Consider the following 25,221-nt stretch of genomic DNA (forward strand, 5'->3'; position numbering starts at 1 on the left):
TGTTCGGATGGGTCGCGGCCCGCGGCCCGTGTCTGGTTCGAATATGGGGCGGGCCGGCACGCTTTCAAGCGTCCGGCCGGCCGTTCGTCAGTCCTTGCCCTTGGCGACCATCACCATCGCCGGGCGCAGCACGCGCTCATGCAGCAGGTAGCCCTTCTGCAGCACGTTGATCACCGTGTTCGGCTCGGCGTCGGACTCCAGCGTGCCGATGGCCTGGTGGCGGTTCGGGTCGAACTTGCGGTTCAGCGGGTCTTCCTCGGTCAACCCGGCGCCCTCGAAGGCGGACACCAACTGCTTCAGGGTCAGCTCGACGCCCTCGCGCAGCTTTTCCAGGGTCTGGTTCTCGGTGGCCAGCGCGGCCTCCAGGCTGTCCTTCACCGGCAACATGGCGCCGGCGAATTTTTCCGCAGCGAACTTGGCGGCCTTGGCGACGTCTTCTTCCGCGCGGCGGCGCACGTTCTCGGTCTCGGCCTTGGCGCGCAACCACGCATCGTAGTGCTCGGCGGCCTTCAGTTCGGCCTGGCGCAGGCTTTCCTCCAGACCGGGCACCACGTCGATATGGCGCTCGGCGTTCTCCGCCGCGTTCTCGGCCGCTTGGTCGATGGCTTCCGCGCTTTCCGGCGCCTTGTCGTGTTCCTGCATGTTCCGGGACTCCCTGTGTTCTCGATCCGGGCTAGCTGGGGGTGCGTGGCGCGATTTCAAGGGGGCGGCGGAACTTTTTCCCGGGCCGTGCAAATTCGCACGTCCGCCGCCGCCCGTGCCAAAATGGACGCACGCGTGCACGACCGTCGGACATGGGCGAACTTCCTCAAAAAATCGGCAAGTACCGCATCGTCAAGGAAATCGGACGAGGAGCGACGGCGGTCGTCTACCTGGCCGAGAACCCGCATTACCCCGACCCGGTGGCGGTCAAGCACGTGCGCTTCAACGACCGCGCCAAGGACGAGGCCAAGTGGAACCGCCGCCTGATCAAGCTGCTGAAGGCGGAGCAGGCGGTGGCCAGCCGTCTGGATCACCCCAACATCATCCGCATCTTCGACGCGGTGATCGAGCCGGAACAGGCCTATGTGGTGATGGAGTACTTCGCCGGCGAGTCGCTGGAGCGCTACTGCGGCTTCGAGCGCCTGCTGCCGGTGCACCGCGCCATCAGCATCGTGTTCAAGTGCTGCATGGCGCTGGACCACGCCTACCGCCAGGGCATCGTGCATCGCGACATCAAGCCGGCCAACATCCTGGTCGACGAGCACGACAACGTGAAGATCACCGACTTCGGCCTGGCGATGAACGTGGACAAGAAGGTGGATACCGACTCCACCTTCATCATGGGCGTGGGCTCGCCGGCCTACATGAGCCCGGAGCAGATCAAGAACTACCCGCTCAACCAGAAGACCGACCTGTATTCGCTCGGCGTGGTGCTGTTCCACCTGCTCACCGGGCGGCTGCCGTTCCGCGCCTCGAACCCGGCGCAGTTGATCTACAAGATCATCAACGCCGATCCGCCGTCGGCCTCGCAGATCAACCCGGACGTGCCCGAGCAGATGGATGCGGTGATCCGCAAGGCGCTGGAGAAGGATCTGTACTCGCGCTACAAGAACGGCGCGGAATTCGCCAAGGATCTGACCGCGGTGCGCTACAAGATCCTCGACGACCAGTACGTGCCGCCGGACACCACGCGTTTTGCCGTGCTGCGCAAGCTGGGCTTCTTCACCGAGTTCGACGACGTCGAGGTATGGGAGGTGCTGCGCATGTGTTCCTGGCGCCGGGTGGATGAATTCACCACGCTGATGCGCGAGGGCGACGCCGACCAGCGTTTCGGCCTGCTGCTGGACGGCGAGGTGGAAATATCGGTGAAGAATCGCCGGGTGATGCGCCTGGGGCCCGGCGAGGTGTTCGGCGAACAGGCGTGGCTGGACCATCGCGACCATCGCCAGAGTCTGAGCGTGATCACCACCAGGCCATCGACCTATCTGGACGTGAGCCCCGCCGCGCTGGCACTGGCGACCGAGGAGGTGCGCGAACGCTTCCGCGACCGGCTCACCACCTGTCTGGTCGAACGCATGGCCGCGCTGGCCGAGCGCGCCAGCGCAGGGGCCGAGGAGGCCGCACGCGGCAACTACACCGCGACCGCCGGCCTGGACCTGCGTCTGGTCGAGGACTGATGCAGGCGTTCAGAGCCTGTCTACGATCTTTTCATGGGTCCCGCAGCGGCCCAAAGCGTTCCGATCAAGGCGCGCGGCGCAGCCAATACCGGGTGTCTTGGCAAGGCGCGTAACGCGGAGCGGAGCGCTTTGGGCCGCTGCCCTTCGGGTTGCCCCGCCAGGCCGGCCGCTGCCGCGTTGCAAATGCTCGCCGGGCCACCAGCCCGACTGCGCTTTGCGCCTTGCATCGACCGGCCTGGCGGGGCAACGGGATCCACGAAAAGATCGTAGACAGGCTCTCAGACGCTCAGATCGATCTGGCTGATGGTGCCCGCACCGCCATCCTCGCGCAGGTAGATGCCGGTGGAGCGCATCACCCCGAGCGTGTCGTTGGCCGCGCCGCGCAGATCGAAGGGCGTGGATACGCGCCCCAGGTGGATCGCGCCGACGCCCGCATCCTTCAGTGAAACCAGGGAACCCGAGCCGTCGGCCGACGGATACCACACGTAGAGCTTGGAAAAGTCGAGATCGGCCTCGTCGATCCAACCGTTGCGGTCGGAATCCAGCGCGGCCAGTTCGGCGAAGCCATCGCCGGAGGTCGGGCCGAACAGTTCGCGGCCGTTGTCGATGCGCCCGTTGCCGTCGCGGTCGAAGGCCAGGAAGCCCTTGCCGTTGAGCAGCGGCACGCTGTCCAGCGTGCCGTCGGCATCCAGATCGAAATCGAAGCGCAGGTCGCTGAGCGCGCTGGCCGGCCCGCCGAAGTCGAATACCAGCGGATCCTGCAAGCGGCGCTGGTCGCCCGCGCGGATGCTCACCTGGCTGGTTTCCACGTAGCTGCGCTGCATCTCGAAAGCGAGCTGGAAGCTGATCTCGCGGCCGTCCGCGGTACGCACCGTGCCTTCGGCGGCAAAGCCGACCTGCTCGAATTCGGCATAGGTGGATTGGTAGTCGTATTCCAGGCCGAAACCGGCACGCGGCGCCTCCTGCGCGGGCGCGGCACCGTTGGGCCCGGAAGCGCCTTGCAGTTCCTGTGCGTTGAATACGCGAATCTGCCGGCCGGTGAGGCGTTCGATCATGGTTACCAGCAGGCGCAGGCGCGCGTCCAGCGGGTCCTGCGCTTCGGTTTCGGACGCGGCCGCACGTTCGGTGGTGGCTGCGTTCTGCGCCGCGAGCGCCTGGGCGGAAAGGCTGACCCGGGTGGCGGCGCTGGCGGCATTGCCGGTGTTCGTCTGTTCGCGGCTCGTGCCGCCGCGTCCGTCCACCCACATGTTCAGGCGCTCGGAGGATTCGAAGCGTGTCGTGGATGTGTGTGACGCCCGCATGCGGATGTCCGCTTCGGCGATCTTCATGGCCGTCCCCCGGAAAATGATGCTGCCCGGAGGTATTAACGGCCGCTGGGTGGAAAACTTGAGAGCAGGGGAGGCGGTGTTCAGTCGGCTGCGTCCGGCGCATGGGCGCGTCGTGCGTTGGGGGCCAGTTCCGCCTCGGCGGTGGCGGGCAGTGCCAGCCAGTGGCCCAGCTGGGTGCGCACGATGGCGCTCAGCGCCTCGATCCACGCATGGTCCTCGTTGAGGCAGGGGATGTAGCCGAAGTGCTCGCCGCCCTTTTCCAGAAAGGCGTCGCGGCATTCCATGGCGATCTCTTCCAGGGTTTCCAGGCAGTCGGCGACGAAGCCCGGGCACATCACGTCCACGCTGCGCAGCCCGCCGGCGGCCAGCGCCTCCAGCGTGGGCTGGGTATAGGGCTGCAGCCATTCGGCGCGCCCGAAGCGCGACTGGAAGGTGATCAGCACGCGCTCTTCCGGCAGGCCCAGTTCGGCGGCCAGCAGGCGGGCAGTTTCGTGGCATTCGTAGTAGTACGGGTCACCCTGGTCCCGCGTGCTGCGCGGCAGGCCGTGGAAGCTCAGCAGCAGGCGCTCGCCCTGCCGGCCCTCGCGCATCCAGTGCGCGCGCACGCTGGCGGCCAGCGCGCCGATGTAGCCGGGGTCGTCGTGGAAGCTGCGCACGTAGCGGATTTCCGGCAGGTTGCGCCATTCGAGCAGGCAGTGCGCCACGTCGTCCATCACGCTGCCGGTGGTGCTGGCGGCGTACTGCGGATACATCGGCACGATCAGGATGCGCGTGCAGCCTTGCGCGCGCAGGCGGTCGAGCACCTCGGCGATGGAGGGCGCGCCATAGCGCATGGCCCAATCCACTTCCAGGCCGGAAATGCCGGCGTGACCCAGATAGCCGGCCAGCAGCCTGGCCTGGCGTTCAGTATGCACCTTGAGCGGCGAACCTTCCTCCATCCACACGCTGGCGTATTTCTCCGCCGATTTGCGCGGCCGGGTGTTGAGGATGATGCCGTTGAGGATGGGCCACCACAGCAGGCGGGGCAGCTCGATGACGCGCGGATCGGAGAGAAACTGTTTGAGATAGGGGCGCAGGGCGGCGGCGGTGGGGGCGGCGGGCGTGCCCAGATTGACCAGCAGGATGGCAGTGCGTGGCGCGCGGTCGTGGGTGTGGGGCGGTTCGGGCCGGTAGCGGGCCATGGGCGTCCTTGTTCTGGATGTTCCGGGCTCAGTCTCGTGCGGAGAGTGCGCTGGAGAGCAGGCGGGCGGTGATGTCCACGATGGGGATCACCCGGTCGTAGGCCATGCGCGTGGGGCCGATGACGCCCACCGAGCCGAGCACCTGGCCGTCGACCTCGTAGGGGGCGGTGATCACGCTGCAGCCGTCGAGCGGGGCCAGCCCGGATTCGCCGCCGATGAAGATCTGCACGCCTTCGGCGCGGTTCGACAGGTCGAGCAGCTGCAGCAGGCCGGTGCGCTTCTCGAACAGTTTGAACAGCTCGCGCAGGCGGGCCATGTTGGAGGACAGATCCTCCACGTCGAGCAGGTTGGTCTCGCCGCTGATCACGTAGTTGCCGGCGCTTTCCTGGGCCGCCTCGGAACCGGCCTCGACGGCGGCGGCCATCAGCTCGGTCATGTCGCTGCGCAGCTGCTTCAGTTCGTCCTGGATGCGCAGGCGGATTTCTTCGAAGGCCAGGCCGGCGAAATGTTCGTTGAGATAGCTTGCCGCCTGCGCCAGTTCGCCCGCACCGTACGCGCGCCGGGTCAGCAGGATGCGATTCTGCACGTCGCCGGCGGTGGTGACGATGATCAGCAGGATGCGCGTCTCCGACAGGCGGATGAACTCGATCTGGCGGATGCGTACGGCTTCCTTGCGCGGGGTGACGACGATGCCGGCGAACTGGGTGAGTTCGGAGAGCAGGTGGGAGGCCGAGTTGATCAGGCGCTGCGGCTGGTCAGGCTGCAGATGCCCGCGCAGTTCGCTGATGCGCGTGCCCTCGAGCGGCTGCACGGTGAGCAGAGAATCGACGAAGAAGCGGTAGCCGCGCGCCGTGGGGATGCGCCCTGCGGAGGTATGCGGGCTGGAGATGAAGCCCATTTCCTCCAGATCGCTCATCACGTTGCGCACCGTGGCCGGCGACAGCTCCAGCCCGGAATAGCGCGACAGCGCCCGCGAACCGACCGGCTGGCCGTCGGCGATGTAGCGTTCGATCAGGGTCTTCAGGAGGATCTGCGAGCGGGCGTCGAGCTGGTCGTTCATTGCGGAACCAACTATAGCGCGGATCGCGGTGGGTTGCAGCGGGGCGGTGGCCGCCCTGCATCGGTCTGGGCGGATGTGGTTTAATCGCCTTCCATGAGCCAGCGCTTTCGCACCCTTGCCCTGATCGGCAAATACCAGAGCCCGGACGTGGCCGAATCGGTCATGCAGCTGGCCGAGCATTTGCGCGGGCGCGGCCTGGAGGTGCTGGTCGAGCAGGGCACGGCAAGCTCCATCGGCATGACCAATGGCTTCCCGATGGCCACCTACGACGAGATCGGCGCGCGCGCCCACTTGGCCGTGGTGCTCGGCGGCGACGGCACCATGCTCAACACCGCGCGCCGCCTGGCCGAGCACGAGGTGCCGCTGGTCGGCGTCAACCAGGGGCGCCTGGGCTTTCTCACCGACATCGCGCGCGAGGACGCGCAGGCGCGCCTCGACGAAATTCTCGATGGCCAGTTCATCGCCGAATCGCGCTTCATGCTCGATGCGGAAGTGCTGCGTGCCGGCCAGCGTGTGTTTCAGACCCTGGCGCTCAACGACGTGGTAGTGAACAAGGGCGACCTGGGCCGCATGATCGAGTTCGACGTGGCGATCGACGACGAATTCGTCTACACCCAGCGTTCCGACGGCATGATCATCAGCACGCCCACCGGCTCCACCGCCTACGCGCTATCGTCGAACGGCCCCATCCTGCATCCCAGCGTGGGCGGCATCGCCCTGGTGCCGTTGTGCCCGCACGCGCTCACCGCGCGTCCGGTGACTCTGCCCGACACCTGCCGCATCGACATCACCCTGCTGCCGCCGCACGATGCCCGCGTGCATTTCGACGGCCAGGCCCGTTTCGATGCGCGCGCCGGCGACTGCGTGCGCCTGACCCGTTCGGCCCTGCAGGTGCGTCTGCTGCACCCGCGCGGCTACAGCTATTTCGCCATGCTGCGCGAGAAGCTGCACTGGAGCGCGATTCCGCGCCACCCCTGAGACCGATTCCACCATGCTGCGCCGTCTGACCATCCGCGACTTCGTCATCGTCGACCACCTCGAACTCGACTTCCAGGCCGGCTTCGGCGCGCTCACCGGGGAAACTGGCGCCGGCAAGTCGATCCTGCTCGATGCGCTGGGCCTGGCCCTGGGCGATCGCGCGGACGCCGGTGCGGTACGCGGCGGGCGCGAACGCGCCGAAGTGTGCGCCGAGTTCGACCTGCCGGCCGACGGCGCGCTGGCGGCCTGGCTCGCCGAGCAGGCGCTGGACGCGGAGGAGGGCAGCGTGATGCTGCGCCGCGTGGTCGATGCCGGCGGGCGCTCGCGCGCCTGGCTCAACGGCACGCCGGTGACCCTCGCCCAGCTGCGCGAGGCGGGTGAATTCCTCTGCGACATCCACGGGCAGCATGCCCACCATGCGCTGTTGCGCGCCGACGCACAGCGCGCGCTGCTCGACACGCACGCCGGCGCCGTGGAACTGGCCGCCGCCGTCGCTGCAGCGCACCGTGCCTGGCGCCAGGCGCTGGAGCGTCGCCAGCACGCCGAACGGGACTCCGCCGCGACCGAGCGCGAGCGCGAACTGCTGGCCTGGCAGGTGCGCGAACTGGAAGAACTGGCTTTCGACCCGGACGAGTGGGCGGAACTCAACCAGGAGCATGGCCGCCTCGCGCACGCCGCCTCACTGATGGGCGGTGCGGACGAAGTGCTCGCTGCGCTCGGCGACAACGACCTGGCCGTTGCCCCCTTGCTCGCCCGGCTGGGCGCGCGGGTCGGCGAGATGGCCGGTATCGATGGCTCGCTCGACGAAACCCGTTCGCTGCTGGCCGACGCCGCCATCCAGGCCGACGAGGCGTTGCACGCGCTGCGCCGCTACCGCGACCGGCTGGACCTGGACCCCGAGCGCCTGACCGAGATCGAGGCGCGCATCGGCGCGGTGACCGATCTGGCGCGCAAGCACCGCGCCGCGCCGGAAGAGCTGCCCGCCTTGCTGGACGATTGCCGGGCGCGGCTGGAGGCCTTGAGCGCGAGCGCGGACCCCGGACGGCTGGCGGAACAGGAAGCACAGGCCCGCGCTGCCTTCGAGGATGCCGCCAGACGCTTGTCGGCGGCGCGCAAGCCGGCCGCCGAGGCGCTGTCCGCCGAGGTCACCGCCGCCATACAGACCCTGGCGATGGCCGGCGGGCGTTTCGAGATCGCCCTGGAGCCGTTGCCGGAAGGTTGCGCGCATGGACTGGAAAATGTGGAGTTCCGCGTGGCGGCGAATGCCAGCCAGCCGCCGCGCGCGCTGGCACGGGTGGCCTCGGGCGGCGAACTGTCGCGCATCGGTCTGGCCATCCAGGTGACCGCCAGCCGCGATTCGGCCACGCCCACGATGATCTTCGACGAAGTGGACGTGGGCATCGGTGGCGGCGTGGCGGAAATCGTCGGCCAGCTGCTGCATCGCCTGGGGCGTGAGCGTCAGGTGTTGTGCGTGACCCATCTGGCGCAGGTGGCCGCGCGCGCCGACTGGCAGTGGAGCATTGCCAAGGCCGAACGCAACGGCGAAGTGCTGAGCCGGGTTGCGGTGCTCGACGAAGGCGGACGGGTGGAAGAGATCGCCCGCATGCTGGGCGGGGTGCGCATCACCGACACGACGCGCCAGCACGCCGCCGAGATGCTCGGCCAAGGCTGACCCGCAGTGTACGGCCAAGTGCGCGCGGCGCCTGCCGCGCGGTGGCCCGGCAGTCGACGCCTGCTTACTCTTCGACGTCGCGGTTCGGACAGTCCTTCTTGATGCACTCGGCGTACAGGTAGAGCGCGTGGTCCTTCATGCGGAAACCGCGCGCTTCGGCCACGGCGTTCTGCCGGCGCTCGATTTCCGGGTCGAAGAACTCTTCCACCTTGCCGCACTGGATGCATACCAGGTGGTCGTGGTGGCCGCCTTCGTGCAGTTCGAAGACCGCCTTGCCGGACTCGAAGTAATGGCGCTCGAGCAGGCCTGCCTGCTCGAACTGGGTCAGCACGCGGTAAACCGTGGCCAGACCGATGTCCATGCCTTCGTTCATCAGCATGCGGTATACGTCTTCGGCCGTCAGGTGACGCTGTTCGGAAGTCTGGAACAGGTCGAGGATTTTCAGGCGCGGATAGGTCGCCTTGAGGCCGATGTTTTTGAGACTTTGAGAGTTTTCGGACATGATCGCCTGTTGGGGAGTGGCAGGAACTGGCGCCGGGACGCGCGCCAACCGCTGAGACCCGACTTGCCTATGATATATTTTTTACCTTGACCTGAGAACGATGCGCCATCCGGCGCGCAACCCTGGACCTTCGATCCTCCATGCGCCTCACGCACCTGACCGTAGTGTTCGCGGCTTTCGGCCTGTTGGCCGGCTGCTCCGCAAACTCCATTGTAGAACGTCTCAATCCATATCGCATCGATGTCCGGCAGGGCAATTATGTTGACCAGGAAATGGTCGCCCAGTTGCGCCGGGGCATGACGCGGGAACAAGTGCGCTTCCTGTTGGGGACACCGCTGGTCGTCGATATGTTCCGCAACGACCGTTGGGACTACGTTTACGTGTTCGCGCCCGGGCGCGGCCAGCAGGAGCAGCGCGTCCTCTCGGTGTTCTTCGAGGGCGACCGGCTGGACCGGCTGGAGGGCGACATCGAGGCCGGCGATGCGCAGGCCGAGGCCGAGGCGGCGCGCGGCGAACGTGGCCGGGTGATCGACATCGAGGCGCCGGCCGGCAAGAAATAAGGCCCGGCGCGCAAGCAAGGAAACGCAGCATCCATGGAACGTATTCGTGTAGCCATCGCCGGCGCGTCCGGACGCATGGGGCGCATGCTCATCGAGGCGGCGCTGAAGGATGAGGGCATCGAACTGGCTGCGGCCTTCGATCGCCCGGGCACGCCCTTCGTCGGCCGCGACGCCGGCGAGATGGCGGGGGCCCACACCGGCGTGGCGATCGGCGACGACGCCCGTGCCGCCATCGCCGCCAGTGATTGCCTGATCGACTTCACCCGCCCGGAAGGCACGCTCGCGCATCTGGCGCTGGCGCGCGAATTGGGCAAGGCGGTGGTGATCGGCACCACGGGCTTCGATGCCGCCGGCAAGCAGGCCATCGCCGAGGCGGCGCGCGAGGTGCCGGTGGTGTTCGCACCCAACATGGCGGTGGGCGTCAATGCGGTGTTCAAGCTGCTCGAAGTGGCCGCGCGCATCCTCAATGAAGGCTACGACGTCGAGGTCATCGAGGCGCACCACCGCTTCAAGGTGGATGCGCCGTCCGGCACCGCGCTGCGCATGGGCGAAGTGGTCGCCCGCGAGCTCGGGCGCGATCTGGATTCCTGCGCGATCTACGGGCGCGAAGGCGTCACCGGCGAGCGCAAGGCCGAGACCATCGGTTTCTCGACGATTCGCGGCGGCGACGTGGTGGGTGACCACACCGTGCTGTTCGCCGGCATCGGCGAGCGCATCGAGATCACCCACAAGTCCGGCAGCCGCATGCCGTACGCGCTGGGTTCGATGCGCGCGGCCCGCTTCCTGGCCGGGCGCACCGCCGGACTGTTCGACATGCAGGACGTGCTCGGCCTGCGCTGAGCATCGCGGCGGAGAGCGCCTGCGCTGCCCTCGAGCGCAGGCGGCTGGCGGGATTGCGGCGGATTCCGTGGTGCAGCCGGCGGGCCGTTCGCCAGGGATGCCGGTGCTTGCCGCGTTGCCTACGGCGCGTTAAAACATTACAATCTCAAGGATTTGAAGCGGGATTGGCCGGACGGCTCGTCCCGTTTTTTCACATATGGACTTGAGCGCTGGTGGGCTTGCCGATGCGGGCCCGGCGCGTCCCGGTTTCCAGTTTCAATCCAGGAGTTTCTCGTGACTGCTTTCCCGCCCGCCCTTCTTGCGCTTGCCGACGGGACGATCTTCCACGGCAAGGGTATCGGCGCGGCAGGCAGCACGGTCGGCGAGGTGGTGTTCAATACCTCCATGTCGGGCTATCAGGAGATCCTGACCGACCCCAGCTACTGCCGCCAGATCGTTACGCTGACCTACCCGCACATCGGCAACACCGGTGTGAACAGTGAGGACGTCGAGGCCGGCCGCGTGCATGCCGCCGGCCTGGTGATCCGCGACCTGCCCCTGCTTGCTTCCAACTTCCGCCTGCAGCAGACCCTCGACGCCTACCTGAAGGCGGAGAACGTGGTGGCCATCGCCGGCATCGACACCCGCAAGCTCACCCGCGTGCTGCGCGAGAAGGGCGCGCAGGCGGGCTGCATCGTCACCGGCGAAGCCGGTGGCGTGATCGACGTCGAGGCGGCCATTGCCCAGGCGCGGGCTTTCCCGGGCCTGGCCGGCATGGACCTGGCCAAGGTGGTGAGCGCCACCGAATCCTTCCCGTGGAACGAAGGCGAATGGGTGCTGGGGCAGGGCTATGTGGCGCAGGAGCAGCCCCGCTTCCATGTGGTGGCCTACGACTTCGGCGTCAAGTTCAACATCCTGCGCATGCTCGCCTCGCGCGGCTGCCGGCTCACCGTGGTGCCGGCGCAGACGCCGGCCAGGGACGTGCTGGCGCTCAAGCCCGACGGCGTGTTCCTGTCCAACGGCCCCGGCGACCCGGAGCCCTGCGACTACGCCATCGAGGCGATCCGCGAGATCCTCGCTGCGCGCGTGCCGACCTTCGGCATCTGCCTGGGCCATCAGTTGCTGGCGCTGGCTTCCGGAGCGAAGACCATGAAGATGGCCACCGGCCATCACGGCGCCAACCACCCGGTGAAGGATCTGGATTCCGGCAAGGTGCTGATCACCAGCCAGAACCACGGCTTCGCCGTCGATCCGGCCGCCATGCCGGCCAGTCTGCGTGCCACCCATGTGTCGCTGTTCGATGGCACCAACCAGGGCATCGCGCGCACCGACGTGCCGGCGTTCTCCTTCCAGGGCCACCCGGAAGCCAGCCCCGGCCCGCACGACGTCGCCTACCTCTTCGACCGTTTCATCCAACTGATCGAAGCGGCCAAATAAGATTGCATTCAGGCGGGCCATAGCCCGCCGTCACCGACCCCGAGACAAGGCAATGCCCAAGCGTACAGACATCCAGTCCATCCTGATCATCGGCGCCGGCCCGATCATCATCGGCCAGGCCTGTGAGTTCGACTATTCCGGCGCCCAGGCCTGCAAGGCCCTGCGCGAAGAAGGCTACAAGGTCATCCTGGTGAACTCCAACCCGGCCACGATCATGACCGATCCGGGTACCGCCGATGTGACCTACATCGAGCCGATCACCTGGCAGGTGGTCGAGCGCATCATCGAGAAGGAACGCCCGGACGCCATCCTGCCCACCATGGGCGGGCAGACCGCGCTCAACTGCGCGCTCGACCTGGCGCGCAACGGCGTGCTGGCGAAGTACGGCGTGGAACTGATCGGCGCCTCCGAAGAGGCCATCGACAAGGCCGAGGACCGCCTCAAGTTCAAGGACGCGATGACCAAGATCGGCCTCGGCTCGGCGCGTTCCGGCATCGCCCACAGCATGGAAGAGGCGTTGCAGGTGCAGGGCGGCATCGGCTTCCCGGTGATCATCCGCCCGAGCTTTACGCTAGGCGGCACCGGCGGCGGCATCGCCTACAACATGGAAGAGTTCCACGAGATCTGCAAGCGCGGTCTCGAGGCCAGCCCGACCAACGAACTGCTGATCGAGGAATCCCTGCTGGGCTGGAAGGAATACGAGATGGAAGTCGTGCGCGACCGCGCCGACAACTGCATCATCGTGTGTTCCATCGAGAACCTCGACCCGATGGGCGTGCACACCGGCGACTCGATCACCGTGGCCCCGGCGCAGACGCTCACCGACAAGGAATACCAGATCCTGCGCAACGCCTCGATCGCGGTGCTGCGCGAGATCGGCGTGGATACCGGCGGCTCCAACGTGCAGTTCGCCATCAATCCGAAGGACGGTCGGATGATCGTCATCGAGATGAATCCGCGGGTGTCGCGCTCTTCCGCGCTGGCTTCCAAGGCCACCGGCTTCCCGATTGCCAAGGTCGCCGCCAAGCTGGCGGTGGGCTACACGCTGGACGAACTGAAGAATGACATCACCGGCGGCGCCACGCCGGCCTCGTTCGAGCCGTCCATCGACTACGTGGTCACCAAGATCCCGCGCTTCGCCTTCGAGAAGTTCCCCCAGGCCAACGACCGCCTGACCACGCAGATGAAGTCGGTGGGCGAGGTCATGGCCATGGGCCGCTGCTTCCAGGAATCCTTCCAGAAGGCCCTGCGCGGCCTGGAAGTGGGTGCCTACGGCCTGGACGAGGTGGAGGCCGATCGCGAGGATCTGGAACACGAACTGGTCAATCCGGGTGCCCAGCGCATCTGGTACGTGGGCCAGGCCTTCCGCGAGGGCTATACCCAGGAGCAGGTGCATAACCTGACCAAGATCGATCCCTGGTTCCTCGCCCAGATCGAAGACATCGTGCTCACCGAAAAGGCGTTGGTCGGCCGTTCGCTGAAGGCGCTGCAGGCCGCCGAACTGCGCGCGCTGAAGCAGAAGGGTTTCTCCGACCGCCGTCTGGCCAAGCTGCTCGGCAGCGACGAGACCGCCGTGCGCCTGCACCGCCACACCCTGGGCGTGCGTCCGGTGTTCAAGCGCGTGGACACCTGCGCGGCCGAATTCGCCACGTCCACCGCCTACCTGTATTCCTCCTACGAGGAAGAGTGCGAGGCACGCCCCACCGGCAAGAAGAAGATCATGGTGCTCGGCGGCGGACCGAACCGCATCGGCCAGGGCATCGAGTTCGACTACTGCTGCGTGCATGCCGCGCTGGCGCTGCGCGAGGACGGGTACGAGACCATCATGGTCAACTGCAACCCGGAAACCGTGTCCACCGACTACGATACCTCCGACCGCCTGTACTTCGAACCGATCACCCTGGAAGACATCCTGGAGATCGTGCATATCGAGAAGCCGGTCGGCGTGATCGTGCAGTTCGGCGGCCAGACCCCGCTGAAGCGCGCCCAGGCCCTGCAGGACAACGGCGTGCCCATCATCGGCACCACGCCGGACATGATCGATGCTGCCGAGGACCGCGAGCGCTTCCAGAAGCTGCTCAACGACCTGGGTCTCAAGCAGCCGCCCAACCGCACCGCGCGCACGCCGGACGAAGCCGTGCGCCTGGCCGCCGAGATCGGCTACCCGCTGGTGGTGCGCCCCAGCTACGTGCTGGGCGGCCGGGCGATGGAGATCGTCCATGAACAGAAGGACCTGGAGCGCTACATGCGCGAGGCCGTCAAGGTCTCCAACGAATCCCCGGTGCTGCTCGACCGCTTCCTCAACGACGCCACCGAGGTGGACGTGGATGCTCTGTCCGACGGCCAGCAGGTGATCATCGGCGGCATCATGGAGCACATCGAGCAGGCCGGCGTGCACTCGGGTGACTCCGCCTGCTCGCTGCCGCCCTACACCCTGTCGGCCGCGCTGCAAGACGAACTGCGCCGCCAGACCGAGGCGATGGCCCGCGCCCTCAACGTGTGCGGCCTGATGAACGTGCAGTTCGCCATCCAGGGCGAGGGCGACAATGCCGTGGTCTACGTGCTGGAAGTGAACCCGCGCGCCTCGCGCACCGTGCCCTTCGTCTCCAAGGCGTGCAGCCTGCCGCTGGCCAAGATCGCCGCGCGCTGCATGGCCAGCCAGAGCCTGGCCAGCCAGGGCGTTGCCGGCGAGGTCGTGCCGCCGTATTACTCGGTGAAGGAGGCGGTGTTCCCCTTCGTCAAGTTCCCCGGCGTCGACACCATCCTGGGGCCGGAAATGAAGTCCACCGGCGAGGTCATGGGCGTGGGCCGCAGCTTCGCCGAGGCCTTCGTGAAGAGCCAGATCGCCGCCAGCGTGCGCCTGCCGGAAGCCGGCACGGTGTTCATCAGCGTCAAGCCCACCGACCGCCCGGCTGCGGTGGAGGTGGCGCGCGAGCTGCACGACCTGGGCTTCCGCCTGGTGGCCACCCGTGGCACCGGCGGCGCGCTGGAGGCCGCCGGCATCCCAGTGGCCATGGTGAACAAGGTCACCGAGGGCCGTCCGCACATCGTGGACATGATCAAGAACGATGAAATCGTGCTGGTCATCAACACGGTGGAAGAAAAGCGCCAGGCGGTCACCGACTCGCGCTCCATCCGTACCAGCGCACTGGCCGCCAAGGTCACCGTGTACACCACCATCGAGGGCGCGCGCGCCGCCTGCATGGGCATGCGCCATCTGGCCGGCCTCGAGGTGTATTCCCTGCAGTCCCTGCACGCCGAACTGAAGCAAGCATGAACAAGACACCCCTGACCGTGGAAGGCGCGGAAATGCTGCGCGCCGAGCTGCACCGCATGAAGACGGTGGAACGCCCCAACGTGATTGCCGCGATCGCCGAGGCGCGTTCGCACGGCGACCTGTCGGAAAACGCCGAATACGAGGCCGCCAAGGATCGCCAGGGCTTCATCGAAGGCCGCATCATGGAGCTGGAGGCCAAGCTGGCCACCGCGCAGATCATCGACCCGAAGCTGCTCGATGCCGACGGCCGCTGCGTGTTCGGCGCCACCGTCGAGCTGGAGGACATGGACTCCGGGCAGGCGGTGACCTACCAGATCGTCGGCGACGACGAGGCGGACATCAAGCTGAACAAGATTTCCATCAGTTCGCCGATCGCCCGCGCGCTGATCGGCAAGTACGCCGGCGACATCGCCGAGGTACAGGCGCCGGGCGGCCTGCGCGAGTACGAGATCGTCGACGTACGCTACATCTGAAGCGCTTCCCCCGGCGGCGCCGGGGCCGGGCACCCCAAGGCGCCGCCCGATGGGGCGGCAACGCGAGGCGTGGCGGCATCATCCGGGGCGCTGGGAAGCGGCGGCGGCTCGATGCGCCGCGAACACCCCGGGCGGTATTACTTCTTGCGGGGCGTGTAGGGGCGCGGGGCGCCCGGGCGGCTGGTGGTGCGTGTGCGCTTTTGCTCGGCCGCCTGCTTGAGGGCCGCGCGGCGCGCGGTGGCGGCGAAGGCGCCGGCCGACTTGGCGGTGGAAGGCCGCGCGGCGCGTCCGCGCCTGGGGGCGGTGGCGTTGGCCGCCGGCGCTTCCTCGCGGCGTTCGCGCCAGACCACCAGGATGTTGCCGATGTGTTGCACGGGGGCGGCTTGCAGCGCGGCGCACAACTGGCTCATCAGCGCCTCGCGGATATCGCGCTCGGTGCCGTACACGCGCACCTTGATGAGTTCGTGGGCCTGCAGCGCGCGTTCGATTTCGGCGAGCACCGCGTCGGTCAGGCCGTTGCCCGCGATGGCGGCCACCGGGTTCAGGTGGTGGGCGCGGGCGCGCAGGTCGCGGCGCTGGGCGGGAGTCAGTTCGATCATGTATTTTCTCGATTTTTTCAGGGGACGGATTCTACTCCGATGAAGCGAACCAAGACCAGCAAGGCCTGGATGCGCGAGCACGTCACCGATGCCTACGTGCAGCAGGCCAAGGCCCAGGGCTACCGCTCGCGCGCGGCCTTCAAGCTGGCGGAGATCGACGAGCGCGACCGCCTGTTGCGCGCCGGCATGGTGGTGGTGGATCTGGGCGCGGCGCCGGGCTCGTGGTCCCAGGTGGCGGTGCAGCGCATCGGCGCGAAGGGGCGGGTGTTCGCGCTCGACCTGCTGCCGATCGAGCCGATCCCCGGTGTCGAGTTCCTGCAGGGCGACTTCACCGACGACGGTATCGCCGAGCGCTTCGAGGCCGGATTGGAGGGCGCGGCGGTGGACCTTGTACTTTCCGACATGGCCCCCAATATGTCTGGGGTGCCCACAGTGGATCAGGCGCGTTCGATCCATCTGTGCGAACTGGCGCTGGACTTCGCCGCGCGCCACCTGAAACCGGGCGGCAACTTCCTGGTCAAGGTCTTCCAGGGTGAGGGCTTCGATGAACTGCGCCGCGCCATGCAGGAGGTGTTCCGCGTCGTGCAGGTGCGCAAACCCAAGGCGTCGCGGGATCGCAGCGCCGAGGTCTATCTGCTCGGGCAGGGGCTCAAATAGGCCTTTCCGGGTCAGCCGATTGGTTTTTTGCATCACGGTCATTGGTTTGCCGGCGGGAACGTTCGCCACTAGAATGGGTCCATCTTGCGCTGGCCCCAGCCGGGCTTTCGAGGAATCACGTTGAACAATCTCTTCAAGAATCTCGCAATCTGGATGGTGATCGGCGTCGTGCTGATGACGGTCTTCAACCAGTTCAACGAGCGCCAGGTCGCGCCCAACACCATGGAGTACTCCCAGTTCATGGAGGAGGCCAAGTCCGGGCGCATCACCAAGGTCACCGTGGATGGCCGCACGCTGCGCGCGATCACCCAGGATGGCCGCTCGCTGACCGTGTATACCCCGGGCGTGCAGGACATCTGGATGGTGTCCGACCTGATGCGCTACGGCGTCGCGGTGACCGCGGCCAAGCCGGAAGAAGAACAGTCCTTCCTCGCCAGCATCTTCATCTCCTGGTTCCCCATGCTGCTGCTGATCGGCGTATGGATCTTCTTCATGCGCCAGATGCAGGGCGGCGGCAAGGGCGGTGCGTTCTCGTTCGGCAAGAGCAAGGCGCGCATGCTCGACGATTCCGCCAACTCCATCACCTTCGCAGACGTTGCGGGTTGCGACGAGGCCAAGGAGGAAGTGGGCGAACTGGTGGACTTCCTGCGTGATCCGTCCAAGTTCCAGAAGCTCGGTGGGCGTATTCCCAAGGGCGTGCTGATGGTCGGCTCGCCGGGTACCGGCAAGACCCTGCTCGCCAAGGCCATCGCCGGCGAGGCCAAGGTGCCGTTCTTCTCCATCTCCGGTTCGGACTTCGTCGAGATGTTCGTCGGCGTGGGTGCCGCGCGCGTGCGCGACATGTTCGAGCAGGCCAAGAAGCACGCACCGTGCATCATCTTCATCGATGAAATCGACGCGGTCGGCCGCCAGCGCGGCGCCGGCCTGGGCGGCGGCAACGACGAGCGCGAGCAGACCCTGAACCAGCTGCTGGTGGAGATGGACGGCTTCGAGGGCCAGACCGGGGTGATCGTCATCGCCGCCACCAACCGTCCGGACGTGCTCGACCCCGCGCTGCTGCGCCCGGGCCGCTTCGACCGCCAGGTGGTGGTGCCGCTGCCGGACATCCGCGGCCGCGAGCAGATCCTCAAGGTGCACATGCGCAAGGTGCCCATCGCGCCGGACGTCGAGCCGCAGGTGCTGGCGCGCGGCACGCCGGGCTTCGCCGGCGCCGATCTGGCCAACCTGGTCAACGAGGCCGCGCTGTTCGCCGCGCGCGCCAACAAGCGCCTGGTGGACATGGACGACTTCGAGCGTGCCAAGGACAAGATCATGATGGGCGCCGAGCGCCGCTCCGTGGTCATGCCCGAGGAAGAGCGCAAGAACACCGCCTACCACGAGTCCGGCCACGCCGTGGTCGCCAAGCTGCTGGACAAGACCGACCCGGTGCACAAGGTCACCATCATCCCGCGCGGCCGCGCGCTGGGCGTGACCATGCAGCTGCCCACCGAAGACCGCTACAGCCAGGACCGCGACCGTCTGCTGCAGATGATCGCCGTGCTGTTCGGCGGGCGCATCTGCGAAGAGATCTTCATGAAGCAGATGACCACCGGTGCGTCCAACGACTTCGCGCGCGCCACCGACCTGGCCCGCCGCATGGTCACCCAGTGGGGCATGTCGGACAACCTGGGGCCGATGGTGTATGGCGAGGAGGAAGGAGAGATCTTCCTCGGCCGTCAGGTCACCACGCACCGCAACGTGTCGGAAGCCACCATGCAGCAGGTGGATGCGGAAATCCGCCGCATCATCGACGAGCAGTACGCGCTGGCGCGCCGCCTGATCGAGGAGAACCGCGACAAGGTCGAGGCCATGACCCAGGCGCTGCTCGAATGGGAGACCATCGATGCCGAGCAGGTCAACGACATCATGGCCGGCCGACCGCCGCGTCCGCCCAAGCCGGTCAACCAGCCCAGCCCGCCGCCCTCCGACGACAGCGCGGGCCAGGAGCCCAACGCACCGGCGCCGGCCGCCTGAGGCCTCGCCGACCACACCCTCGCGGGCCGGCCATGCCGGCCCGTTGTCTTTTCCGGAGCCCCGAATGCAAACCGTCCTGCAATGCGGACGTTTCCGTCTCGATCTGTCCAGGCCGCGGGTGATGGCCATCATCAACCTGACGCCCGATTCGTTTTCCGGCGATGGGGTGGGGCGTGATCTTTCCGCGGCGCTGGCGCGCGCCGAGGCCGCGCTGGCGGCCGGCGCGGAGTTGCTCGACCTGGGCGCCGAATCCACCCGGCCGGGTTCCGACCCGGTGCCCGAGGCGGAGGAGATCGCCCGCGTGGTGCCCGCCGTGAAGGCGCTTACCGGGCTGGAGGTGCCGATTTCGGTGGATACCCTGAAGCCCGCGGTGATGCGCGCCGCGCTGGATGCGGGCGCGGACATGATCAACGACGTGGCCGGCTTCCGCTCCCCCGGCGCGCTCGACGCAGTGGCGGCTGGAAACGCCGGCCTGTGCGTGATGCACATGCGCGGCGAGCCGCGCACCATGCAGGCCGATCCGCGCTACGCCGACGTGGTCGGCGAGGTGGAGTCCTTCCTGGCCGAACGCGTGCATGCGCTGGAGGCCGCCGGGGTGGCGCGTGAGCGCATCGTGCTCGACCCCGGTTTCGGCTTCGGCAAGACGCTGGCGCACAATCTGGCCCTGCTGCGTGCGCTGGCGCGCATGCGGGTGGAGGGCCTGCCCGTGCTTGCGGGGCTGTCGCGCAAGTCGATGCTGGGCGCGATCACCGGCCGGCCGGTGGATCAGCGCCTGGGCGCGAGCGTGGCGGCGGCGCTGCTCGCCGTGCAGCACGGCGCGCGTATCGTGCGCGTGCATGATGTGGCGGTCACGGTGGATGCGCTGAAGGTGCTGGCCGCGCTGGAGGAGGCCGCCGCATAGCTTCCGGGCGGCCGGTGGCGGGTCAGGAATCCGCGAACGGCGGATTGGGGCTGGGCGGATTGGGGCTGGTCTGCCGATGCTGGCCGCAGGGCGGCTCCTCGGCGCACTCCACCCGGTTGCGTCCCGCGCGCTTGGCCCGGTACAGCGCCTCGTCCGCGCGTCCGTAGGCCGCATCGAAACTGCTGCCGGCCACGTTCCAGCTCACCCCCAGACTGACCGTCACGCTGCGGCCGACCGGTGCCGCGAAGGGATGCCGCTCGATGCACGCGCGGATGTGTTCGGCCAGCGCACAGGCCTGGGCCGCGCCGTGGCCGGGCAGCAGCACGGTGAACTCTTCGCCGCCGACGCGTCCGATGTGTTCGCCATCGGTGACCACCGGGCCCAGGCAGGCCACCAGATCACGCAGGACCATGTCGCCGGCGGGATGGCCGTGGGCGTCGTTGATGCGCTTGAAGAAATCGATGTCGAAGACGATCAGGGCCACCGCCTCGTCCGCCAGCAGCCGGGTGCCGCGTTCGATGATCGCCGCGCGGTTGAGGATGCCGGTGAGCGCATCGTGCGTGGCGCGGTATTCGAGCTGGGCGGCGAGTTCCTGCAACTGCCGGTTGAGGCGGTTGGTTTCCAGCTCGGCGCGATCGCTGTGGCGGATCAGCCGGGAGGTTTCGCGCATCAGCCGCTGAAACTCGACGATCAGCGTGCCCAGGGCGTCGCGGTACTCGGCCGCGCTGGCGTTGTTGCGGCCCTGTATCCAGAGGGCCTGCTCCAGGGTGGCGAGCTCGCTTTGGAACAGATCGGCGTTGTTCATGGGCGGTGGCGTACGGGATGGTCGTGGAAGTCCAGGGCCTGGAAATCCTCTTCCAGTTCCTGGCCGAATTCGAAGATCGTGTCGTCTTCTTCTTCGTGGAACCAGTTCAGGGTGATGCGGCGTCCGTCACGGGCGGCCTGGTCGAGCACGCCGAACAGCGTGAACAGCATCTTGGTGCTGGAGCTGTTGAAATAGCTGAGCGAGACGTTCACCGTCAGCGGCCTGTCTTCCGTGCGGGCCAGGTAGCCGCGCAGGGCTTCCAGCACCGGGCCGTAGAAGGCCGCCGCGTTTTCCGGGTAGGACTCCCCTTGCAGGGACAGCAGGTGCTGGTCGAAGCGGAAATCGATTTCCGGCGTGTTCGGGCTGGCGGCGATGAGCAGGTTCTGCATGGGGTCGTCGTTTCCGCTGTCCGGTGATGGCGGCAGGCGGTTCTTCGGTGTTCTCCGGTAGGTGGATGGTTTTCCCGGCCGCCGCGCGGCGGGATCTCCGGAATGCATCGGCCGGCGAGGCGCGAATCACCACGGCGTGCGTTGGCGGCCATCATGGCGCTCCTTCGTTGCCACGATATTTCATCGCTCCCCGGAATCATGGGCGCACTGGCCCGGGAAGCATTGCGCCGGTCACGTTTCCGGTCCTGTCCGGGTTGCGTCGCGGCGGGGTGCTTCTGCGATAATCCCAGCCTTTCTCCAACGAGGGGTGCGGGCGATGGCGCGCAAGTATTTCGGCACCGATGGTGTGCGCGGACGGGTGGGGCAGGCGCCGATCACCCCGGAGTTCATCATGCGCCTGGGCCATGCCGCCGGGGTGACCCTGGCGGCGCGCGAACATCTGCCGCACGGCGAGCGCCCGGCGGTGCTGATCGGCAAGGACACGCGGGTGTCCGGCTACATGCTGGAGGCCGCGCTGGAAGCCGGCTTCGCCGCCGCCGGCGTGGATGTGATGCTGGCCGGGCCGGTGCCCACGCCGGCGGTGGCCTATCTCACCCGCGCGCTGCGCCTGCAGGCCGGGGTGGTGATCTCCGCCTCGCACAATCCGTTCTTCGACAACGGCATCAAGTTCTTCTCGGCCGGCGGCGCCAAGCTGCCGGACGCGGTGGAACTGGAGATCGAGCAGCGCCTGGAGCAGCCGATGGGTTGCGTGGATTCCGCCCGCCTGGGGCGCGCGCGGCGCATCGATGATGCCGCCGGGCGCTACATCGAGTTCTGCAAGAGCACCTTCCCCAACGAGCTGGACCTGCGCGGCCTGCGCATCGCGCTCGACTGCGCGCACGGCGCGGCCTACCACATCGCGCCGGCGGTATTCCACGAACTGGGCGCCGAGGTGGTGCCGGTGGGCGTGGAGCCCAACGGGCTCAACATCAACGACGGGGTGGGGGCCACCCGTCCCGAGAATCTGCGCAACGCGGTGCTGGCCAATGCCGCCGATCTGGGCATCGCGCTGGACGGCGACGGCGACCGGCTGATCATGGTGGACCGCGCCGGCGAGATCTACGACGGCGACAAGCTGCTCTACGTGATCGCGCGCGCGCGCCATGCCGAAGGCCGGCTGGAGGGCGTGGTCGGCACCTTGATGAGCAATCTGGGCTTCGAACATGCCATCGGCCGTCTCGGCGTACCGTTCGCGCGTGCCAGGGTGGGCGACCGCTACGTGCTGGAAACCTTGCACGAGCGTGGCTGGAAGCTGGGCGGCGAGAACTCCGGCCACATCATCTGCCTGGACCGCCATACCACCGGCGACGGCATCGTCTCGGCCCTGCAGGTGCTGGCCGCGCTCAAGCAGCGCGGCGAGGAGCTGGCCGGCGCATGCGCGGACCTGGCCTTCTACCCGCAGCGCCTCATCAATGTGCGCCTGTCCGCCGCCTTCGACTGGCAGTCCGACCGGGACATCGCCGCCGCGCGCGCGTCCGCCGAGGCCGAACTGGGCGACAGCGGACGCGTGCTGCTGCGCCCTTCGGGCACCGAACCGCTGCTGCGCGTGATGGTGGAAGGACGCGACGCGACGCAGGTCGAGCGCCTGGCGGAACAGATCGCCGAGGCCGTCAAGCAGGCCAGCGAGTAAGGCGCAGAGCGTGTGGACTCGGTCCGCCGCGGATCGCGTCCACACGCCCTGCGCCCTCGCCGGCAGGGTTCCTGCCGGGGCCGGCGGCAGTGCCGGCAAGGTTTTCGAACGGTTTCGTGACGTTTAACGGAACTGTCATCTTCGCCACGGATAATCCGTTTCGTTCCCGCTACAGCGGGAGCCCGCCCCCGACCCGGGCAAGCTCATAGACGAGACTGGAGAAACCGTACATGTTCAAGAAGAGCCTCATCGCGACCGCCCTCGTGGCTGTTGGTGCTTCCTTCGCTGCCCCGGCCATGGCCCGCGACAATCTGCAGATCGCCGGTTCGTCCACCGTGCTGCCGTTCGCCAGCATCGTCGCCGAGGAATTCGGCAACGCCTTCCCGCAGTTCAAGACCCCGGTGGTCGGCTCCGGCGGCACCGGCGGCGGTCTGCGCCAGTTCTGCCAGGGCGTCGGCGCCAACACCATCGACATCGCCAACGCTTCGCGCGCCATCAGGTCCGCCGAAGTGGAAAGCTGCAAGAAGGCCGGTGTGAACAAGATCCATGAAGTGCAGTTCGGCTACGACGGCATCGTGTTCGCCTCGCGCGCCGACAAGGGCAGCTTCGCGCTGACCCCGCGCCACGTCTTCCTGGCCGCTGCCGCCGAAGTGCCGCAGGGCGGCAAGTTCGTCGCCAACCCCTACACCCGCTGGGCGCAGATCGACAAGGCGCTGCCGGACCAGGAAATCGTGCTGGTGATCCCGGCCTCCAACCACGGCACCCGCGAAGTGTTCGAAGAGAAGGTGACCCACGCCGGTTGCAATGCGCTGGACGAAGTGAAGGCGCTCGACGCCGACGGTAAGAAGAAGGCCTGCAACACCCTGCGCCAGGACGGCCGCATCATCGAGATCGCCGGCGACTACACCGAAACCCTGGCCCGTCTGCAGGCCCAGGCCGACGCCGTGGGCGTGTTCGGCCTGAGCTTCTACGACCAGAACCGCGACCGCCTCAAGGTGGCCACGGTGGATGGCGTGACCCCGAGCCTGCAGACCATCGCTTCCGGCGTCTATCCGGTTTCCCGCCCGCTGTACTTCTACGTCAAGGGCGAGCACATCGGTGTGATCCCCGGCCTCAAGGAATTCGCCGAATTCTTCCTGACCGAGCAGATTTCCGGCGCCGGCAGCGCGCTGGAAAGCGCGGGCCTGATCCCGCTGGGCGACAGCGAGCGCGCCAAGATCGTGGCCGACCTGCGCGCCGGCAAGACGGTACAGTAAGCGGATGCGGCGGCGGACCGATGGCGGTCCGCCAGCCTTTCCGGAATGACCGGATGACCACCCCGGGCGGCCGCTGGCGCTCCCCGGGGTGGTTGCCGAAAGCGGAGTGGAGATGAATAACTGGGTTCTGGTGTGCGTGCTGCTGGTGGCGATGGGTTTTGCCTACCAGTTCGGCACGATGCGCAGCAGGTCGCTGGTCGATGGGAAGGCGCGCATGCATTCCCGGCCGGTCCATCATGGTCTGCTGGTGGCGCTGTGGTGCGGGCTGCCGGCTTTTACCGTGTTCCTGCTGTGGTCCCTGTTCGAACCGGGCATCCTGCGCTCGGCCGTGCTCAACCAGCTGCCGCCGGACATGGCCGGCCTGCAGGGACACGAGTTGGAAGTGCTGATGCGCCGCGTGCAGTCCATCGCTTCCGGCTTCGGCGTGTCCGATCAGCCGGCTGCCTATGAGCTGGCCGCCGCCGAGCGTCTGCGCAGCCTGCAGGGCACCGGACGGCTGGCGATGATCGCCAGCATGGCGGTGCTGGCGGTGACCGGGCTGGTGTACGCGCTGCGCCGCCTGTCCCCCGCGCTGCGCGCACGCAATCACGTCGAAGCGGTGTTCCGCGTGCTGCTGGTGGTGTGTTCCACCATCGCCATCCTGACCACCATCGGCATCGTGCTGTCGATGGTCGGCGAGGCGCTGCACTTCTTCCGCTTCGTCAATCCGGTCGATTTCTTCTTCGGCACGGTGTGGAATCCGCGTTTCTCCACCACCGGGGCCGGTGAGCTGGGCCAGTTCGGCCTGCTGCCGCTGCTGTGGGGCACGGTGATGGTGAGCATCATCGCGCTGCTGGTGGCGGTGCCGGTCGGCCTGATGACCGCGGTGTTCATGGCCGAGTACGCGCCCGGCTGGGTGCGTGCGCTGGCCAAGCCGATCATCGAGGTGCTGGCCGGGGTGCCGACCATCGTGTATGGCTTCTTCGCGCTGGTCATGGTCGGGCCATTCTTCCACAGCGCGGGACTCGCGGTGGGGCTGGACATCCGCGCCACCAGCGCGCTGACCGCAGGGGTGGTGATGGGCATCATGATCATCCCGTTCATCTCCTCGCTGTCCGACGACATCATCACCCAGGTACCCAAGGCCATGCGCGACGGCTCGCTGGGCCTGGGCGCCACCAAGTCCGAGACCATCCGCAAGGTGGTGCTGCCGGCCGCGCTGCCGGGCATCGTCGGCGCGGTGCTGCTGGCCGCCAGCCGTGCCATCGGCGAGACCATGATCGTGGTGCTGGCGGCGGGCAACAGCCCGATCCTGCACGCCAACCCGCTGGAGGCGGTGTCCACGGTGACGGTGACCATCGTCAATCAGCTCACCGGCGACATCGACTTCGCCAGCCCGCAATCGCTGGTGGCCTTCGCCCTGGGCCTGACGCTGTTCGCGATCACCCTGTCGCTGAACATCGTTGCCCTCTACATCGTGCGCAAGTACCGCGAACAGTACGAGTAA

At 67.5% G+C, this 25,221-nt stretch carries 22 protein-coding genes; 14 read left to right on the forward strand and 8 right to left on the reverse strand.

The window, feature by feature from the left end; all coding sequences use genetic code 11:
• Positions 1 to 87: 87 nt before the first annotated feature.
• On the reverse strand, positions 88 to 642 hold the full coding sequence (gene grpE, locus E6C76_RS00325; RefSeq protein WP_136346286.1) for a nucleotide exchange factor GrpE: 555 nt from the start codon (positions 640 to 642) through the stop codon (positions 88 to 90).
• Between the two features lie 152 nt (positions 643 to 794).
• Between grpE and E6C76_RS00330 the strand changes: the two genes are divergently transcribed.
• Positions 795 to 2,159: a serine/threonine-protein kinase gene (locus E6C76_RS00330; protein WP_136346287.1), complete on the forward strand. Its 1,365-nt coding sequence runs from the start codon at positions 795 to 797 to the stop codon at positions 2,157 to 2,159.
• A gap of 278 nt (positions 2,160 to 2,437) precedes the next feature.
• Here E6C76_RS00330 and E6C76_RS00335 read toward each other — a convergent pair whose 3' ends face one another.
• The 3 genes from E6C76_RS00335 to hrcA form a co-directional block, all read right to left on the reverse strand.
• Complete coding sequence (locus E6C76_RS00335) at positions 2,438 to 3,487, reverse strand: hypothetical protein (protein WP_136346288.1); 1,050 nt, start codon at positions 3,485 to 3,487, stop codon at positions 2,438 to 2,440.
• 80 nt (positions 3,488 to 3,567) lie between these two features.
• A complete protein-coding gene (hemH, locus tag E6C76_RS00340; protein WP_136346289.1) occupies positions 3,568 to 4,668 on the reverse strand; it encodes a ferrochelatase in 1,101 nt (366 codons plus the stop codon).
• 28 nt (positions 4,669 to 4,696) lie between these two features.
• Positions 4,697 to 5,728 (reverse strand): heat-inducible transcriptional repressor HrcA, encoded by a 1,032-nt coding sequence (gene hrcA / locus E6C76_RS00345; RefSeq protein ID WP_136346290.1) that lies wholly within the window; start codon positions 5,726 to 5,728, stop codon positions 4,697 to 4,699.
• Positions 5,729 to 5,821: 93 nt separating this feature from the next.
• Between hrcA and E6C76_RS00350 the strand changes: the two genes are divergently transcribed.
• Both E6C76_RS00350 and recN read left to right on the forward strand, forming a co-directional pair.
• Positions 5,822 to 6,706 (forward strand): NAD kinase, encoded by an 885-nt coding sequence (locus tag E6C76_RS00350; protein ID WP_136346291.1) that lies wholly within the window; start codon positions 5,822 to 5,824, stop codon positions 6,704 to 6,706.
• Positions 6,707 to 6,719: 13 nt separating this feature from the next.
• Entirely contained in the window at positions 6,720 to 8,378 is a 1,659-nt protein-coding gene (gene recN, locus E6C76_RS00355) for a DNA repair protein RecN (protein WP_136346292.1), read from the forward strand.
• A gap of 64 nt (positions 8,379 to 8,442) precedes the next feature.
• Here recN and fur read toward each other — a convergent pair whose 3' ends face one another.
• Complete coding sequence (fur, locus tag E6C76_RS00360; protein WP_136346293.1) at positions 8,443 to 8,880, reverse strand: ferric iron uptake transcriptional regulator; 438 nt, start codon at positions 8,878 to 8,880, stop codon at positions 8,443 to 8,445.
• Positions 8,881 to 9,020: 140 nt separating this feature from the next.
• Between fur and E6C76_RS00365 the strand changes: the two genes are divergently transcribed.
• The 5 genes from E6C76_RS00365 (at position 9,021) to greA (ending at position 15,446) form a co-directional block, all read left to right on the forward strand.
• Positions 9,021 to 9,440, forward strand: coding sequence for an outer membrane protein assembly factor BamE (locus E6C76_RS00365; protein WP_136346294.1), 420 nt, complete (start codon positions 9,021 to 9,023; stop codon positions 9,438 to 9,440).
• 33 nt (positions 9,441 to 9,473) lie between these two features.
• Positions 9,474 to 10,280 (forward strand): 4-hydroxy-tetrahydrodipicolinate reductase, encoded by an 807-nt coding sequence (gene dapB, locus E6C76_RS00370; protein WP_136346295.1) that lies wholly within the window; start codon positions 9,474 to 9,476, stop codon positions 10,278 to 10,280.
• A gap of 273 nt (positions 10,281 to 10,553) precedes the next feature.
• Complete coding sequence (gene carA, locus E6C76_RS00375) at positions 10,554 to 11,696, forward strand: glutamine-hydrolyzing carbamoyl-phosphate synthase small subunit (RefSeq protein ID WP_136346296.1); 1,143 nt, start codon at positions 10,554 to 10,556, stop codon at positions 11,694 to 11,696.
• Positions 11,697 to 11,748: 52 nt separating this feature from the next.
• Positions 11,749 to 14,973: a carbamoyl-phosphate synthase large subunit gene (carB, locus tag E6C76_RS00380; protein ID WP_136346297.1), complete on the forward strand. Its 3,225-nt coding sequence runs from the start codon at positions 11,749 to 11,751 to the stop codon at positions 14,971 to 14,973.
• Positions 14,970 to 15,446 (forward strand): transcription elongation factor GreA, encoded by a 477-nt coding sequence (greA, locus tag E6C76_RS00385; protein WP_136346298.1) that lies wholly within the window; start codon positions 14,970 to 14,972, stop codon positions 15,444 to 15,446. Before carB ends, greA begins: the two co-directional genes overlap by 4 nt.
• 137 nt (positions 15,447 to 15,583) lie before the next feature.
• Here the strand turns inward: greA and E6C76_RS00390 are convergent, their stop codons facing one another.
• Positions 15,584 to 16,045: a YhbY family RNA-binding protein gene (locus E6C76_RS00390; protein ID WP_136346299.1), complete on the reverse strand. Its 462-nt coding sequence runs from the start codon at positions 16,043 to 16,045 to the stop codon at positions 15,584 to 15,586.
• 39 nt (positions 16,046 to 16,084) lie between these two features.
• Between E6C76_RS00390 and rlmE the strand changes: the two genes are divergently transcribed.
• From rlmE to folP, 3 genes are all read left to right on the forward strand, one after another.
• Positions 16,085 to 16,702, forward strand: coding sequence for a 23S rRNA (uridine(2552)-2'-O)-methyltransferase RlmE (rlmE, locus tag E6C76_RS00395; RefSeq protein WP_136346300.1), 618 nt, complete (start codon positions 16,085 to 16,087; stop codon positions 16,700 to 16,702).
• A gap of 120 nt (positions 16,703 to 16,822) precedes the next feature.
• On the forward strand, positions 16,823 to 18,715 hold the full coding sequence (ftsH, locus tag E6C76_RS00400; RefSeq protein ID WP_136346301.1) for an ATP-dependent zinc metalloprotease FtsH: 1,893 nt from the start codon (positions 16,823 to 16,825) through the stop codon (positions 18,713 to 18,715).
• Positions 18,716 to 18,779: 64 nt separating this feature from the next.
• Positions 18,780 to 19,616 carry a dihydropteroate synthase gene (gene folP, locus E6C76_RS00405; RefSeq protein WP_168734195.1) on the forward strand — a complete coding sequence of 279 codons (837 nt, stop codon included), beginning with the start codon at positions 18,780 to 18,782 and terminating at the stop codon, positions 19,614 to 19,616.
• A gap of 22 nt (positions 19,617 to 19,638) precedes the next feature.
• Here folP and E6C76_RS00410 read toward each other — a convergent pair whose 3' ends face one another.
• Both E6C76_RS00410 and E6C76_RS00415 read right to left on the reverse strand, forming a co-directional pair.
• Complete coding sequence (locus tag E6C76_RS00410; RefSeq protein WP_136346302.1) at positions 19,639 to 20,421, reverse strand: GGDEF domain-containing protein; 783 nt, start codon at positions 20,419 to 20,421, stop codon at positions 19,639 to 19,641.
• Entirely contained in the window at positions 20,418 to 20,810 is a 393-nt protein-coding gene (locus E6C76_RS00415) for a DUF1987 domain-containing protein (RefSeq protein WP_136346303.1), read from the reverse strand. Before E6C76_RS00415 ends, E6C76_RS00410 begins: the two co-directional genes overlap by 4 nt.
• Before the next feature lie 316 nt (positions 20,811 to 21,126).
• Here E6C76_RS00415 and glmM point away from each other — a divergent pair, with 316 nt between their 5' ends.
• The 3 genes from glmM to pstC all read left to right on the forward strand — a co-directional run bounded on the left by glmM (position 21,127) and on the right by pstC (position 25,221).
• The gene (glmM, locus tag E6C76_RS00420) at positions 21,127 to 22,479 is read left to right on the forward strand and encodes a phosphoglucosamine mutase (protein WP_136346304.1); all 1,353 of its coding nucleotides are present in this window, start codon (positions 21,127 to 21,129) and stop codon (positions 22,477 to 22,479) included.
• Positions 22,480 to 22,709: 230 nt separating this feature from the next.
• On the forward strand, positions 22,710 to 23,735 hold the full coding sequence (locus tag E6C76_RS00425) for a substrate-binding domain-containing protein (protein ID WP_136346305.1): 1,026 nt from the start codon (positions 22,710 to 22,712) through the stop codon (positions 23,733 to 23,735).
• A gap of 112 nt (positions 23,736 to 23,847) precedes the next feature.
• Positions 23,848 to 25,221 carry a phosphate ABC transporter permease subunit PstC gene (gene pstC / locus E6C76_RS00430; RefSeq protein ID WP_136346306.1) on the forward strand — a complete coding sequence of 458 codons (1,374 nt, stop codon included), beginning with the start codon at positions 23,848 to 23,850 and terminating at the stop codon, positions 25,219 to 25,221.

This window comes from Pseudothauera nasutitermitis (genome assembly GCF_004801295.1).
In the GTDB taxonomy this organism is placed as follows: Bacteria; Pseudomonadota; Gammaproteobacteria; order Burkholderiales; family Rhodocyclaceae; genus Pseudothauera; species Pseudothauera nasutitermitis.